Consider the following 15,289-nt stretch of genomic DNA (forward strand, 5'->3'; position numbering starts at 1 on the left):
TTGTAGATATTCTTAACTTTTTATCCGTTAATGGATCTGAAAACGGGGTGAAAATGTGAATTTATATTTCCTCTTTCTTATTATCGCTCTCATCTTAACGGTTCTATCAAAAGTTTTCCAGTTCGTATTTCACAGCAAAATCGGGGATTTCATCGTGATCCCGGCTGCCATATCCTTTGTGCTGGCGGTGCTTTTTTCAATAAACAAATTCAACATTTTGTTTGAAACGGACAGGCATGACGCGATTATCATCGCTCTTTGGGCGTGCCTTGCAATCGTCATGTTCCAATTGGCACTGATGCTATTAATCGGTTACCACAATAAATGGGGATTTGGGTTTATTGCACTGTTTATTATTTGTTTAGGGATCTTTCTTTTCAAAATGGCTGGAATGCTAAAATAATTACATTTACATAGGATTGAGGAGATTTTTTATTTAGCAATCGTGCCACTATGAAGAAATAGTTGTAAACGGTTCTGACCATCTATTACGAATCAAGTACTAAATGTTTTTCCATTAAAACGGTGTTCTTCCATTGTCCATTTTTTCTGGCAATTCCTTTCCGGACTCCCACGATTCGAAAACCGCACTTTTTATGTAGTTGAATGCTCGCTTTATTCACTTCGATAATCGATGCTTGCAACATCCAGTACCCGGAGAGTTGGGCTTGTTCAATTAAATGCAATAGCAGCCTGGAACCAACCCCTTTCCCTTGGGCATCAGGGTGTACATATATGCTCACTTCGCCGACACCTTTATAAACCTCCCTTTGAGAAACGGGGGTAATGGATACCCAACCGAAAATTGTTCCATTTTCGTCATAGACATATCGAAGGGATGGATGATATTTTTTATCCCATTCATCCATGGAAGGTACGGTTGTTTCAAATGTCGCTATGCCTGTATCAATTCCTGATTGATAAATTTTCAGCACTTCCGGAATATCCTTCTTTTCCAAAAATCTGATCATTGCACATAACCCCTTTATTTTTGACACATTGATCCTTGCCTGAATAGTTATTTCAATGTTTCCCAATCAACATCAGCCGCTGCTTTTTTCGAACTGGAATTCCCGAATTGCAAAGCTAGACTATTTTCAAACCCTATCCTACTGGTGCCCACATGGTGGAATCCTCTTCAATTACCAATGCATGTAAGGATGTTTCATCTTGGAGTTCTTTTTAACCATATTATCAAATTCCTCTTATTTTCTGTTAAAAAATATGAGCTTCTTTATTGCAAAGGGGGACTTATGTATCATTTTTTTTACAAATCAACAATACTTTAATCTTTTTATGAAAACCCTTACATAATAAGCTATACTGAATAAAAAGGGGGTTTGATGTTATGGGCAAATTAACCGGCAAAGTAGCAATCATTACAGGTGGAGCTTCAGGAATTGGCGCAGCAACCGCAAAACTTTTTGTGGAAGAAGGCGCAAAAGTTGTTATTGTTGATGTGAATGAGGAAAAAGGAAAAGCCTTTGAAGAAGAATTAAAAAATCAAGGCGGAGAAGCGCTTTTTGTACAAGCGGACGTAACCAATGAAGAAGATGTTCAAAATGTATTCGCAAAGGCAAAAGCCTCTTTCGGCAAAGTTGATATTCTTTTCAACAACGCCGGTATTGGGGCTGTGAAACCGACAGATGAACTTCCATTCAGTGAATGGCGGAAAACAATTGCCGTTGACTTGGACGGTGTATTTCTGTTTGCACGTGCAGCCATCAAAGAATATTTACAATCCGGCGGCGGTGTCATTGTTAATACCGCTTCGATGTACGGCTTGGTAGGTGCCGCAGGAAGTGCCGCCTACAATGCAGCAAAAGCCGGGGTTGTCAACTTTACCCGTTCCATTGCGTTGGAATATGCTAACCGAAATATCCGGATCAATGCGATATGCCCTGGATTTATAGACACTCCAATTTTAGGGGATACAGATCGGAACGGTTTAATTGAGGCGACACCGATGAAACGCTTGGGTAAACCGGAAGAAATTGCAAAAGCCGTCTTATTTTTAGCAAGCGATGATTCATCCTTCATGACCGGAAGCGCCCTGGTTGTTGATGGTGGCTATACGGCGCAATAAGGCAATTCATTTCTATAAAAAAGGTGGAGGGTCAAATCCCTTCTACCTTTTATTTATTATTTTCATTTTGACAATCTTTTCCGTATAAATGCCGGTTCATCTATCAGAGTATGAGGTGTGATGATATTTTCACTCACAACGACAATAGCCTGCACTTTCAGTAGAGTATGTTGCGGCATTTCCTTTTTGAAATCCTGCACTTCCGAGCTGTTTTGCCACTTTTTTATTGCCGATAATCACTGAATCCCTAAAACGGATGGGCAATACTATTTTATATCTTCCTTCATTTTTACCATATTATACCATACAACTCCGCCATGTTGTGATTTGGATATGCCATGATTTGCAAATCCCAGTTTCTCATAAAAAGGAACCAATTCCAGTTTACATGTCAAAGTAATTCCTTCCCTTTCATTTTCTTTCACCAGTTCTTCCATTTTCCTAATCAGGATTTTGGCGATTCCCTGTTTTCTGGCGCGCTTATCCACGGCTACCCCCAAAATGCTTTGATAGCCACCTTTTTCCGGATTTCTATTGATCCGCTTAAACAGATCGTCTGTAATGTACGGTTGTTGAATCACCGGCCCATTAATATACCCGACAATTTCCCCATTCTTTTCCGCAACAATAAACGTATCGGGAATCATTTGAATCCTTTCTTCAAAAGCTTCTTTCGTTGCGGCCTCTTTCTTCAAAAAAGCTTCATTTTCAATGCGCAACAAATCTTGCAGATCTTCGGAATGTACATTTCTTAAAGTAATCATCTTTTCTATTCCCCCTTTCAATCAATTATTGTTAATAGTTTACCATATTATTCCAAGTGTTTTTCAAGGATATTTCTGCATATTTTTCCATCTTATCTTTTAAAAAATAGCATATCATCTGACCATATAAATTTTATATTTCTGATTATTTTAATATTGCCACTATGATGTTAATTTTTAGAATATCAGAAATAGAAGGAGGGCCCTCAATGCAGCATATTCAATCCGGAAAAATAACAACCATACGTTTGACAACTTGCGCCATGTTTATGGCTATGATTGTAGCCCTTAGCTCTTTTGGACTCCCTGTTCCTGGAGGACATCTGTATTTCGTTGATATTGCCATTGTTCTTGCAGCCATCCTGCTTAACCCTATTGAAGCCCTTATCGTGGCAGGTTTCGGATCATTTCTCGGGGATTTTCTTTTTTATCCGCCTCCAATGTTCGTTTCACTTGTCACTCATGGACTGCAAGCTTTTGTCATCTCGCTTTTTTCCCACAAGGTGCTGAAAAGCAAACCAATCCTTTCTTCCGGGATTGGTGTAACGATTGGTGTCATCATCATGGTAACAGGTTATACCCTTGGAAAAATTTATGTATATGCCACTTTGGAATACGCCATTTTGAAACTTCCATATGAAATCGCACAAGGAGCAATCGGCGCCATATTAGGGATGATTTTATGCTGGAAATGCGGAATTCATAAACTGTATGACAAAATGATTCTCAGTAATAATTAATTGTGTATGGAAAATGTTCATTCAATATTTCCCATTTTTAATAACCCGTTTTCCACAAAATGAGTTTCATAGTACAGCGATTCCGAATATCTTCTGTTGGGAAATATAAAAAGGGATTTTGCCTATCGATCCAAATTCTGATGATTAGGCAAAATCCCTTTGTTTCTGTGTTTTTCATCTTAATAAATCAAGTGCAAGAAATCTTCCTTCGTCACGCCTCCGAAGTATGTAGGGATTTCGACATCCGCCAATGCTTCTTCAATGTCTTGATAAGCGTAGCGGACCCCAACTAAACGTTGCTCGACTTCTTCTACATCCCCCATGCCAAAGAAATCGCCAAAAATCCTAATTTCTTCAATGATGCCTTTGTTCACTTCCAAACGGATATCAATTTCCCCTGATGGGAAGCGTTTCTGCTTTTGCATATTAAAGCGCGGGGATTTTCCATAGTTCCACTCCCATTTTTGGTAGCGTTCTTCCGACAAAGCATAAATTTTTTCCCAATCCTGTTCCGTCAACTCATAATATCGGATATTCTCCTCGCCGCCGAAAATGGATTTCAAAATTTCCATCCGGAACTGTTCAACGGTAATTTTTTCAGGCAGGAAATCGATGATGTTGGCAACACGGGAACGTACGGATTTGATGCCTTTGGACTCAATTTTGTCCTGCTTCACTTTCAACGAATTCGTCACCGCATCCAGATCCAAATTGAACATTAATGTACCGTGGCTGACCAAACGGCCGCGCGTTACATATTGCGCGTTCCCTGACACTTTCCGTCCTTCCACTAAAATGTCATTGCGGCCGGAAAGTTCCGCCTTTACCCCCAATTTTGCCAACGCGTCCACCACAGGCTGCGTGAATCTTTTATAGTTGCTGAAGCTGTTTCCGTCGTCTTTTGTGATAAAGCTGAAGTTTAAATTATTTAAATCGTGGTACACCGCTCCACCGCCGGAAAGCCGACGAACGACAATAATGCCATTTTCTTCAACGTAGTCTGTGTTGATTTCTTCAAATGTGTTTTGATTTTTGCCGATAATGATCGACGGTTGATTAATATAGAACAGCAAAAAATCATCCTGCTCAATATCCATGTTTCTTATAAGATATTCTTCAATCGCCAAGTTCACCCTTGGGTCTGTAATGCCTTTATTATCAACAAAATACATCTATGTAGCCTCCTATGCAAATTGTCCATATCTATTTTACACGAAAAATGGCTCATACTGATTTTTTTAGTATGATTGAATTTTTCCTCAACCATTGCAAATTTTGCTAGATAGATTCCGGTTCAACACTTTCTGAAATAAGGTTGGGCATTTCATCTGGTTGGATGAATGTTGTAAAAGAAATGAAGAAAGGCCAAAATCTATGCATTTCTTCTATCTATTATTTCTCCAATAACGGATGAAGATATTGTGCAGAGTATGAAACTTGTCGGATTGCGTCCGGACATAAAACAAAAAGTGAGAAATTATTCACTGGGAATGAAACAAAAATTGGCCCTTGCCCAGGCCATCATGGAAAACCAGCAAATACTTATCCTGGACGAGCCGTTCAATGCATTGGATTATGATAGTGTACAGCAAGTGCGGGCATTATTAAAATCATTTAAAGAGGAAGGAAGAACCATCCTATTGACAAGCCATCACCACGAAGACATCACGTTGCTATGTGATGAAGTCTATCGGATCAATCATTTTAAATTGGAAAAAGACGATAAGGCATTCAGTTATATAAATTGATCCTCTAATAAAATCTTGTACAGCTGAATTGATGGGCCATCTTATCTCCGTTTCTTCTCTCAGTTTGAATTGAAAAGTTGTCCACACTTTCAATCTAAGGAGAGAACAAAACGGATGATCAAGATGGCTCCATTCATATGTAGACTTACGTGAAAATCCCTGATAGTGTACATCCTTTTTTCACTAAGGCATCATCATATTTAAAACATCATCGCCATACATTAATAAGCAGAATACGGAGAGGAGGATTTTTTGTTTACCCAATATAAATATTGGTACCCTTATGTCAGTCCACACGATCCTTGTCCCCCTATCAAAATCAAAAGCTATTCTACTCCCCCTCAACTTTATATAGCATTCCAACCAATTGGATTACCTCAATTTCCAACCGCGAAAGAAGCATTGATGCACGGTACATTATGGCCTCAGCTTTACAGTCCTTATCCAAATCCACAAAAAAGGAATGAAAAATCGTGAGTAAAACAATGCCCCCGGAGTATTATCGGATGCTGGAGGAAATTCAGGCGATCGATTTTGTCATTGTGGAGTTGAACCTATATTTGGATACTCACCCTAACGATTTTGAAGCCATCAAGCAATTCAATGACTTCACTGAGAAAAGTATGAAATTGAAAATACAATTTGAAAAGAAGTTCGGGCCGCTGATGAATTTTGGCAAAAGTTTTTCGAATTACCCGTTTAATTGGGTGGATACCCCTTGGCCTTGGCAGGTTTAATCACCTATATTCGTTAGGAGGAACAAATGGTGTGGTATTATGAAAAAAAGCTTCAATATCCGGTGAAGGTAAGTACCTGCAATCCAATGCTGGCAAAGTATTTAATTGAACAATATGGAGGCGCTGATGGGGAGTTGGCAGCCGCATTGCGCTATATGAACCAACGCTATACCCTTCCGGATAAAGTGGTCGGCCTATTAACGGATATCGCGACCGAAGAACTTTCCCATCTTGAAATGATTGCCACGATGATTTACAAACTGACAAAAGATGCGACACCGGAACAATTAAAGGCGGCGGGGCTGGCGGATCATTACGTGAATCATGATAAAGCCCTGTTCTACCAAAACGCGTCCGGCGTACCATTTACCGCTTCATATATTCAGGCAAAAGGCGACCCGATCGCCGATTTGTACGAGGACATTGCCGCAGAAGAAAAAGCTCGCGCAACCTACCAGTGGATCATTGATTTGTCTGACGATCCGGATTTAAATGACAGTTTGAAATTTTTAAGGGAAAGAGAAATTGTCCACTCCCTCCGATTCAGAGAGGCCGTCGAAATCCTCAAAGAAGAACGGAATACAAAAAAATTCTTTTAAAAGTAAATGCTATCTAAAACAATCAAGTTGGATTTTCAACTTGATTGTTTTATTTTAATCAATTTGTATATTTTTTCTGGATATATAATAAATCTGCTTTTATCCAATGATGATGTATAAAATTTTGTGTAAAGCATTTTGCTAGACCAAAAGAAAAAAGGTAGGGTATTCTCTGATTGAACCCAAACATTCCAGAGAAAGGAGAACCCTACCTATGTCTAAAAGTATACCGAATGTCGACTGGGCAAATCAACTGGAAAGTGTCATTCGTCAGTTTGTAAAGGAAAAATTAGAACTGATCATGCGGGAAGAAATCAAGAATTTCCTCGAAATAGAACAGGCCGGAACATCAAATATGAGAAACGGCTACTATCAACGAAATCTAGATACGCAATATGGTCGGATTGAAGGTCTTTTGGTCCCTAGAGACCGAAACGGAGAATTTCAAACCCAATTGTTCGCTCCTTACCAACGCCACACCGGCTGGCTGGAGGAAGCCATCATCAGGATGTATCAAAGTGGCATGAGTACGCGTGAAATTGGCAAGTTTATTGAACGAATTTTAGGCAATGCCTATTCTCCAGCGACGATCAGCCGTATTACCGATGTCGTGAAAGAAGACATCGAGAAATGGCACACTCGTCCACTGCACAAGCGTTATTCCGTCTTATATTTGGATGGTTTATACGTAAAACTTCGTCACGAAACCGTGGAGAAAGAAGCCGTTTATGTGGTGTTAGGGGTGAACGAAGAAGGATATCGCGAAATTCTTGATTTCTTTGTGGGAGGACAAGAAAGCACCTATGGATGGCAGGAGATTCTTCAACAACTATACAACAGAGGCGTAAAGGAAGTGCTTCTGGGCGTATTTGATGGACTACCGGGGCTGGAGGAAGCCTTTAAGTCGGTGTATCCGAAAGCCGATGTGCAGCGCTGTGTCGTGCACAAAGTCCGCAACACCCTCAGCCGTGTTCGGAAAAAAGACCAATTCGAAGTGGCCGAGGATCTCAAGCTGATTTATCGCGCGCCGAATAAGGAGATGGCGTTACAAATGTTTCAACAGTTTGAGTCGAAATGGTCCAGCAAATATCCAAGAGAAGTTCAATCTTGGGCCAATGAGTTGGATGTCCTCCTTACATTTATGGATGATCCAAGCAGTATTCGAAGTGTGATTTACACGACGAATGTCATCGAACGAACGATCAAAGAGATTCGGAAACGTCTAAAGCCGATGAACAGTTTGAGCAGTTTAGAAGCCGCGGAAAAAGTCGTGTATTTGACCATCCAAGATTTTAATGAGAAATGGGCAGGGCGAAAGTTAAGAGGATTTGCCGAAGCGCAGGAAGCCCTCGAGCGAATGTTTGAAGAACGTTATCATTAACCAAATACTGTAAATAAACAAAATAGGGGGATTCTCCCTTTCCACACAGGAGACTGAATATTCAGTCTCCTGTGTGGAGAAAATCAGTCCCCTATCAATTCAAATCCATTTCAGAGAAACCCTACCCCATTTACATTACACAAAATTCTTGACGGTACCTGACGAAATTTAAAATTTGAAGTGCTCATTTTTTAAAAGTTGTGGAACGATTTCTTGGTTAACTAACGGGGCAGGTTTGTTGAAGATGGAATACTCTAAAAATTATTATCAACAATAGTCATTAACATAGCCTAAATAAAAAAGAAGGACGGTTAAATCATATGAACTCTTGTCCCCATACGACAAACACCTCCACAAATCGAATGGAGTTATACATTCGATTCAGGAGGTGTTTTCTTTTGGATTACTTCATTCTGCTAGGCGTTTTTTTATAAAATGATAAATTATAGGGTCATTACTTTGAAAATACTTATTAAGGCATGATATAAAAAATCAACAAAATTATAATATTGATAGGGAGACTAATTAACAAAAACAATCCTATATAATTTTTAGGACTAGGACCTTTTTTTGTTATAGCAAAATACTCAACACCCAAATTACTGATTGTAATTAATAAAACAAAGATGGCATAAAGCAAAACTTTTTCCTTAAACATGCTTGTGAAAAGGGGAGAAAAGATAATTAGAAAAGTGAGTTGCTGAAAAGTGCCTCGAGAAAAAATATCTACCTTTCCACCCAGAAATGCTTTAAAGTCACTTTTGCTCATATTATCCCCCTTACTATCGTAAGCAACCAGCAGCAGCACTAGCCCCTAACCATACCGCGGCAACACCAGTTCCTATTGCCCAACCAGCTGGACCACTTATTCCAGCAAGAGTCATAAGACCAGTAAACGCAGTAGTATGCGCGAAACCTGCAATGGATGCTGCTCCACAACCGCTGATTTTTTGTATCGATACTATATTATTATTTTGTGTATTTACTTCTTCTAAAATACTTTCTTTTAAGTTTTCACCTTCAGCACTATTTATAACTTTCTCAACTTTCGCACACAGTAATATTTAAGCATTGCTTGATATAATTAGGTATAGTAACCAACCATTTATTCATTTGATTTTTAAAGATGTCCATGTTTAAAGAAACCTTGGATTCCGCCAAAGTTTGGAAAAGGTCAATAAGCGATTGAAGGGCAGTAATAAAATCTATGTCTTTTACATCTTCGCAAAGGATGTAAAAAAGGTTGCTAATCGTCTTAGGATCCTCCTCTTTTCGCATTTGCCAGGCAATGAGAATATATCGTGTAAAAACAATGGTTGTATGGCTAATTAACATGTCGTATGAACGACCCTGGAATTCTTTCCCTAAATTTAAAAAGGATTTATTGCATTTGAAGAAGACTTCAATGTCCCAACGCATGCCGTAAATACGAATGATCTCTTCATTTTCTAATGTTGTATCTGTGCTGAGAATAGCAAGCCATTCGCTCCGTTTATTACGGTTTCGTACAAATAGAATTTTTACTGGAATTCCATTGTCTAAAGTAGCATAAACGGATCCGAGAATGTCTTTTTTACCCATGTGCGTTTTTGCCAATTTGTAAAGTTGATTCAGTGTGAAACGTTCACCATTGTAAACGTATCGCTGCTTTAATTGCTTCACCATGCCAATGACAAATAACCCTTTGTTCGTAATCTTCTCAATTAAAGGCGCTTGTGTAAACCAGGAATCCATGAGAACATAGTCAGCTATAATCCCTTTTTCAAGCGCATGATCAAGTAAAGCTGAAGCCACGTCCGGTTTTGATTTCAGAGCTTCCTGGCGACGCTTATAGCCAGATGTTCGTTTATCAATATTGGTATTGATTTCTTGCAGGCGATTTTCCTTTTTCGGTGAACTTAGAAGAGCAAAATCAATAGGAATAAAAGTAAAACTATCGGTCCAGCCAAGGGTAAGCATTTGAAACCCTTTCAAGTACTGATGCGTAGAGTGATCAAAAACCTTAGCCAACAGTTCAACCGACTTACTACGGTTTCGTGAAAAGACAGAATCATCAATCACAAAAGCTGTGACACGATCTTTTGAAGTTAATGGTTGAAGCAGACGGATCATTTCACTGCTTAATGAAAGCAGAAACTTTCTCCAATGATAGGTTGGTGTATTTAAAAAGCGATAGACTGTATCCTTTCCGGGCAGATCCTGAGATCGTTTACTCATAAAAGCACGAAACCAGTTCTTATATTGGAAGACTAAAAGAAAAATCAGTTTGAAAACAGTAAGACAAGAATACCCGGAAAGTTTCGTAATATTCGCTTTTCTTATATGATATCCAATATTTAATTCGGAAAATCCTTGTTTAATTTCTTTTGGTAATTGCGCAAAGTAGTCTTTATTCGTTATCATAGTGGTGACACCTTTCTTTTGGATTTGGTTTCGTCACCAATATTTTACCAAAAGAATAGGTGTCTTTCTTTATGTTTTAAAAAATGTCAAATGATAATTTTGTACTTCCAAAACCCATTTACATCAAGCATTTAAACAAGATTTTGGACTGCGAAAGTTGAGTTACTTAAATGTTTTTAATATCACAAGTTTCTTCTGAGCAATTGCCTATTGGTACAATTTTTCTTGTGCTTGCTATATAATTATAAACATAATGACCGAATCCGAAATAACTTGATAATTTAATTGGAATGTAAAAGATGGTCAGCAAGGGAATTCTAGCGATGATTGAAGCAATTGCATCAATTCCAGTTGCAATCTTTCCATTATTAATATTTATACAATGCATTTCTTTTTCTAATTTCTGTATGGGAATGTTTATTATTCTTGAATCATCACGTATGGTTTGGAATTCAATAAGACGTAACCAATTAAGACGTTGTATATTTTCTTTCATACTCACACAGAGAGGACACCAACTATCATAAAGGACAATAATTTTAGACATAATTAATTCACCTTATTTCATATTTTGTATTCATTTAAAAATAGACTCTAATTAAAGTGAAAAACGTTAAAAGCACAATGATTCCAATTAATATCCATGAAGACCAGTCACCCAGATATTCCATTAGAAAAGGGAAAATTATTATAATAATCCCAAGAGTAATCGAATATATTCCCATCACTCTTGCTAATTTATTCTTATCTCCTTTATATTGTTTTTCATCATACCCGGCAATTAATTTCAATTTCTTTTTTCTCCAAATAAGCCAACCAACAAGAATGAATAATAAACCAGTAATAATACAAATAACAATAGCAGTAGAGAAATCTGTATTTAAGGACATATTTCCACCTCCGTAATAAATGGACATTTTTGGAATGATTTTTCCGAATGTTTAATTATAAACTCAACTTTCGCACACAGAAATATGAAGACAGTCCTTGATATAACGAGGTAAAGAAGTAATCCAATTGGACATTTGACACTGAAAAATGTCCATACTCAAATAAACCTTAGCTTCAGCCAAAGTTTGGAAAAGAGAAATCAATTGTAGTAAAGCCGTTTTAAAGTCCATCTCCTTTACTTCGTCACATAGAAACAAGAATAAGTTGCCCATGGTCTTCGGATCCTCTTCTTTCCGAAGTTGCCAAGCAATCAAGATATACCGAGTGAAGACAATGGTAGTATGGCTAATCATCATGTCATAGGAACGACCTTGAAACTCTTTGGCTAAATGTAAAAACGATTTACTGAATTTAAAAAAGGTTTCGATGTCCCAACGCATCCCATAGATTCGAACGATTTCTTCATTAGACAGCGTGGTATCTGTACTCAAAATTGCCAGCCATTCACTTTGGTTGTTTCGATTCCGCACAAACACAATTTTCACTGGTAAACCCGTATGAAGGGTTGCGTGAATCGAGCCGAGTGTTTCTTTTTTGCCAATGTCTCGTTTCGCTTTTCGATACAGTTGTTCCAAGGTTAAACGTTCTCCGTTGAAAAGATACCGTTGTTTCAGCTGTTTGACCATGCCAATGACAAAAAGGCCTTTGGAGTGAATCTTCTCCACCAACGGGGCATGAGTAAACCATGTATCCATGAGCACATAATCAGCGAAAATTCCTTTATCCAATGCATGTTCTACTAATTTCAACACCATGTTTGGTTTTGCTTCCAATGCCTCGAGCCGTCGTTTGTAGCCTGTGGTTCGTTTATCAATGGACGAATGGATTTCGTTCAAGCGATTCTTTTGGTTCGCTGAACTCAAAAGAGCGAAATCGATAGGTACAAATGTAAAGCCATCGGACCATCCGAGCGTTAATAGTTGAAAACCATTGACAAACTGACGAGTTGAATAATCGAATACTTTAGCTAGAAGCTCAACCGATTTACTACGGTTACGAGAATAAATCGAATCGTCTACAATAAACACGGTAACACGGCGCTTCGAAATCGTTTGTTTCACACGACGAATCACTTCGGAGCTCAGAGACAGTAAAAAGGTTCTCCAGTTATACGTAGACGAGTTCAAAAAACGATAAATGGTATCTTTTCCTGGTAAATCGGCAGCCTTTTTGCTTTGTAAGGCGTGGTACCAGTTTCTGTATTGAAAAACAAGAAGAAATAATAGTTGAAAAATCGATAAACAAGAATAACCACAAGCCTTGATAATTCCAGCTTTTCTTAAATGTTTACCAATTTGTAATTCAGAAAATCCGTCTTTTATTTCTTTTGAGCATTTTGCACATTTTTCAACCCAAGAGTCATAAGGTTTTCTAAAGCATAAAAAAGGACTTCACCCCTTATTTGTAGAATTTTGAAGTGACCAAACCACAAAAATCCATAAGGAGGAAGTCACTTTGTATATTCTACAAGAAAGTCTATTTTCCTTTGAAGAATTGCAAATTTTAGAGTCAAAAGAGAAATTACCGATCTTTTTTAGTGCTCTAGATTTGCGTCCTTATGCTAAACAATTGAAAAGTTCTTCACCCCAAGGGGCTGAAGGACATTCCAAAGAAGGGATATTAAGGGCTCTTATCGCTGCCCCATTAGAAGGTATTGATACTTTTACTTCTCTTCACAATCGATTAAAAAATGACCTGCGTTTTCGTTACCAATGTGGTTTAGATATTAGCAGGCCTGCACCATCCATCTCTACTCTTAGCCGAGTATTTTCTTCACTAACCAAAACTGGACTTGTGAAAAGAATCTTTCAAGATCTCGTCCAGTTAGCTCAAGAGGAAGGAGTAATTGATGGAAAACATCAGGCTATCGACAGTGCCGCCATTGATGCTTATGAAAAGAAGCAGCCTAAGAAGCGAAGTGAACAAACAGGCAACGCCAATTGGGGGGCAAAGTTTGATTCCTTCGGTAATAAAATTACTTGGTTTGGCTATAAGATGCATCTTTCCGTTGACACCAAAAGTGAATTACCAATGGCGATTGAAGTAACCCCTGCTCATATCAACGATGGGGATGTCGCACCACAATTAATTGAACAAGTAAAGAGTTGTACAAACTCTAAAATTGATTTCCTGATAATGGATGGTGGGTACGACCAGCTAAAAAACTACGAATCCGCCAAGAACATCGGGGCTCAAGCTATTATTCCACTCAATTTGCGTAATGAAAAGGAGCCTCCCGAAGGAATTGCCTCCAATGGAACCCCACGCTGTTCGATGGGGTACGAAATGACTTATTGGGGCGCCAATAAGGATCAGCTCAAATTCAGATGTCCACACGCAACCGGAAAAGTGGATTGCCCATTAGGAATGGCAGCCTGTTCATCCTCCAACTATGGAATGGTAGTAAAAATTAACGTGAATAAGGATCTTCGCCGGTACTCTAATCCACACCGCGATTCCAAACGTTGGAAAGAACTTTACAATGAGCGAACCAGTGTAGAACGGTGCAATTCAAGAATGAAAAGTTATCTTACAGCGAACTCCCTGCATGTGTGGGGAATCGATAAAGTAAAAACTCATATTTACTTGAACGCCATCGTATTACTGGTTTCAGCTCTCGCAATGGCAAAAGAGAGTAAAAAGCAACAAACCGCTTAAAAAATTTTTAAAGCGAAAAATTCTGCAAGTACGCCCAAAAAAGGACAAACAGAATATTTGTAAACCAAAGATACAAAATACCCCAATTTATTTGGGTTTCTTTTAAAACTCTTTTTAATAAAATTCTAATTTTGCAAAACTCTCCTTTTGGTAATTGCGCAAAATACTCTTTTTTCGTTATCATAATGGTGACACCTTTCTTTCTTTGGTTTTTGGTTTGGTCACCAATAGTTTACCAAAAGAAAGAGGTGTCTTTTTGGTTTTTAGACGAATTTTTTCAGTGTCAAGTGAATATGAGATACCCAAAGAAACCTATCAAATCAAGGATTATTCATAAATTTTTCACTGCGAAAGTTGAGTAACTTTGTTAAATTTTTTAATGACACTAACTACCTCTTTGTATGATGGCGCATTATTTATTAAATTTAGCTGTTCCTTTATAACTCTTTCTTATTTGTAATAACAATCTTATTTTTCTTCTCATCGAATTTAGTATATGCAATCACAATATTAGTTATTTCTGAATTAATTTCTGAATGATCCGGAATATCATTGGAAGTTACAGCTTCGGATTTCAGTGGAGCGAGTAATGTACTAAATACCAATACTAAACTAGAAATAATTACAAACATAGATAATCTTAATTGGTTATTTGTTTTAGTTAACATAGATAATTCCTCTTTTTTATATAGAATTTAATCTACATTTTTTATTATAAAAGTAAAAAATTATAAAAAAAGGGTTGAATTACATTTGTTGGAGAGTTACCATATTCTATTACCAGGATATGGATAAATTGAGATAAACCTTGCCGTCTCTGGATCGTAATACCGCTCACCATTGAATGCGTGCCTGGTATTTTAACAGCTAAAGATGGACAGATATTTTCGGTTATTCAAGAAGAATTTGATAACATCGGGTATACAATACTATCTGGTAATGATCCTGAACATAAGAACAATATTATTGATTTTTCTGACTATGGAGTTTTCCAAAGAAGAAAAAGGGTAGTATTATTTGGTTTTAAGAAAGAACTCAATTATACTTACCCAGATTTTTCTCGCTTCACAGAATACTGGAATGAAGAAAAAATACAAGGAATGTTATTGGTGATTTACCTTCGCTATCTCCTGGAGAGGGAGAAGATTTAAAGTTAATAGAGTATCCATTACAAAACAATAGTGAACTTTCTGAGTATCAGAAAAAAATGCGAGAAAATAGT

18 protein-coding genes and 1 pseudogene are annotated in these 15,289 nt (G+C 37.8%); 10 read left to right on the plus strand and 9 right to left on the minus strand.

Annotation, left to right across the window (positions count from 1 at the left end; translation table 11 throughout):
* The first annotated feature begins 55 nt into the window (after positions 1-55).
* Positions 56-403 (plus strand): hypothetical protein, encoded by a 348-nt coding sequence (locus tag NST13_RS09355; RefSeq protein WP_342468391.1) that lies wholly within the window; start codon positions 56-58, stop codon positions 401-403.
* An 85-nt stretch (positions 404-488) separates the two neighbouring features.
* On the opposite strand, the gene NST13_RS09360 is transcribed toward NST13_RS09355, so the two are convergent.
* Complete coding sequence (locus NST13_RS09360) at positions 489-971, minus strand: N-acetyltransferase family protein (RefSeq protein ID WP_342468390.1); 483 nt, start codon at positions 969-971, stop codon at positions 489-491.
* 377 nt (positions 972-1,348) lie between these two features.
* Here NST13_RS09360 and NST13_RS09365 point away from each other — a divergent pair, with 377 nt between their 5' ends.
* Positions 1,349-2,086, plus strand: a complete 738-nt coding sequence (locus NST13_RS09365) for an SDR family NAD(P)-dependent oxidoreductase (RefSeq protein WP_141601932.1) — start codon at positions 1,349-1,351, stop codon at positions 2,084-2,086.
* Between the two features lie 266 nt (positions 2,087-2,352).
* Here the strand turns inward: NST13_RS09365 and NST13_RS09370 are convergent, their stop codons facing one another.
* The gene (locus NST13_RS09370; RefSeq protein WP_342462920.1) at positions 2,353-2,850 is read right to left on the minus strand and encodes a GNAT family N-acetyltransferase; all 498 of its coding nucleotides are present in this window, start codon (positions 2,848-2,850) and stop codon (positions 2,353-2,355) included.
* Between the two features lie 209 nt (positions 2,851-3,059).
* Here NST13_RS09370 and NST13_RS09375 point away from each other — a divergent pair, with 209 nt between their 5' ends.
* On the plus strand, positions 3,060-3,590 hold the full coding sequence (locus NST13_RS09375; protein WP_342462921.1) for an ECF transporter S component: 531 nt from the start codon (positions 3,060-3,062) through the stop codon (positions 3,588-3,590).
* A 179-nt stretch (positions 3,591-3,769) separates the two neighbouring features.
* Here the strand turns inward: NST13_RS09375 and NST13_RS09380 are convergent, their stop codons facing one another.
* Positions 3,770-4,762, minus strand: a complete 993-nt coding sequence (locus NST13_RS09380; RefSeq protein WP_342468388.1) for a lipoate--protein ligase — start codon at positions 4,760-4,762, stop codon at positions 3,770-3,772.
* Between the two features lie 219 nt (positions 4,763-4,981).
* Here NST13_RS09380 and NST13_RS09385 point away from each other — a divergent pair.
* From NST13_RS09385 to NST13_RS09405, 5 genes and pseudogenes are all read left to right on the plus strand, one after another.
* Positions 4,982-5,338: pseudogene (locus NST13_RS09385) on the plus strand (ATP-binding cassette domain-containing protein); the annotation flags it as partial.
* 252 nt (positions 5,339-5,590) lie between these two features.
* Entirely contained in the window at positions 5,591-5,815 is a 225-nt protein-coding gene (locus NST13_RS09390; RefSeq protein WP_141601935.1) for a spore coat associated protein CotJA, read from the plus strand.
* Positions 5,812-6,075 (plus strand): spore coat protein CotJB, encoded by a 264-nt coding sequence (locus NST13_RS09395; RefSeq protein WP_141601936.1) that lies wholly within the window; start codon positions 5,812-5,814, stop codon positions 6,073-6,075. The genes NST13_RS09390 and NST13_RS09395 overlap by 4 nt, the downstream gene beginning before the upstream one ends.
* Before the next feature lie 29 nt (positions 6,076-6,104).
* Entirely contained in the window at positions 6,105-6,674 is a 570-nt protein-coding gene (locus tag NST13_RS09400; RefSeq protein WP_141601949.1) for a manganese catalase family protein, read from the plus strand.
* 214 nt (positions 6,675-6,888) lie between these two features.
* Entirely contained in the window at positions 6,889-8,055 is a 1,167-nt protein-coding gene (locus tag NST13_RS09405; RefSeq protein ID WP_342580492.1) for an IS256 family transposase, read from the plus strand.
* A gap of 472 nt (positions 8,056-8,527) precedes the next feature.
* Here the strand turns inward: NST13_RS09405 and NST13_RS09410 are convergent, their stop codons facing one another.
* From NST13_RS09410 to NST13_RS09430, 5 genes are all read right to left on the minus strand, one after another.
* Positions 8,528-8,824, minus strand: coding sequence for a hypothetical protein (locus NST13_RS09410; RefSeq protein WP_100664556.1), 297 nt, complete (start codon positions 8,822-8,824; stop codon positions 8,528-8,530).
* Positions 8,825-9,096: 272 nt separating this feature from the next.
* Positions 9,097-10,458 carry a transposase gene (locus tag NST13_RS09415; RefSeq protein WP_342580493.1) on the minus strand — a complete coding sequence of 454 codons (1,362 nt, stop codon included), beginning with the start codon at positions 10,456-10,458 and terminating at the stop codon, positions 9,097-9,099.
* Between the two features lie 166 nt (positions 10,459-10,624).
* Positions 10,625-11,005, minus strand: coding sequence for a DUF393 domain-containing protein (locus NST13_RS09420; RefSeq protein WP_048623302.1), 381 nt, complete (start codon positions 11,003-11,005; stop codon positions 10,625-10,627).
* A gap of 34 nt (positions 11,006-11,039) precedes the next feature.
* Positions 11,040-11,348: a DUF3784 domain-containing protein gene (locus tag NST13_RS09425; RefSeq protein ID WP_244878053.1), complete on the minus strand. Its 309-nt coding sequence runs from the start codon at positions 11,346-11,348 to the stop codon at positions 11,040-11,042.
* Between the two features lie 63 nt (positions 11,349-11,411).
* Complete coding sequence (locus NST13_RS09430; RefSeq protein ID WP_342581836.1) at positions 11,412-12,731, minus strand: transposase; 1,320 nt, start codon at positions 12,729-12,731, stop codon at positions 11,412-11,414.
* Between the two features lie 133 nt (positions 12,732-12,864).
* Here NST13_RS09430 and NST13_RS09435 point away from each other — a divergent pair, with 133 nt between their 5' ends.
* A complete protein-coding gene (locus NST13_RS09435; RefSeq protein ID WP_027725900.1) occupies positions 12,865-14,067 on the plus strand; it encodes a transposase in 1,203 nt (400 codons plus the stop codon).
* A 437-nt stretch (positions 14,068-14,504) separates the two neighbouring features.
* On the opposite strand, the gene NST13_RS09440 is transcribed toward NST13_RS09435, so the two are convergent.
* Positions 14,505-14,735 carry a hypothetical protein gene (locus NST13_RS09440; protein WP_342471152.1) on the minus strand — a complete coding sequence of 77 codons (231 nt, stop codon included), beginning with the start codon at positions 14,733-14,735 and terminating at the stop codon, positions 14,505-14,507.
* Positions 14,736-14,915: 180 nt separating this feature from the next.
* Here NST13_RS09440 and NST13_RS09445 point away from each other — a divergent pair, with 180 nt between their 5' ends.
* Positions 14,916-15,218 carry a DNA cytosine methyltransferase gene (locus NST13_RS09445; protein ID WP_342471151.1) on the plus strand — a complete coding sequence of 101 codons (303 nt, stop codon included), beginning with the start codon at positions 14,916-14,918 and terminating at the stop codon, positions 15,216-15,218.
* Positions 15,219-15,289: the final 71 nt, after the last annotated feature.

The sequence above is a fragment of the Ureibacillus sp. FSL W7-1570 genome, assembly GCF_038593265.1.
Classification (GTDB): domain Bacteria; phylum Bacillota; class Bacilli; order Bacillales_A; family Planococcaceae; genus Ureibacillus; species Ureibacillus suwonensis.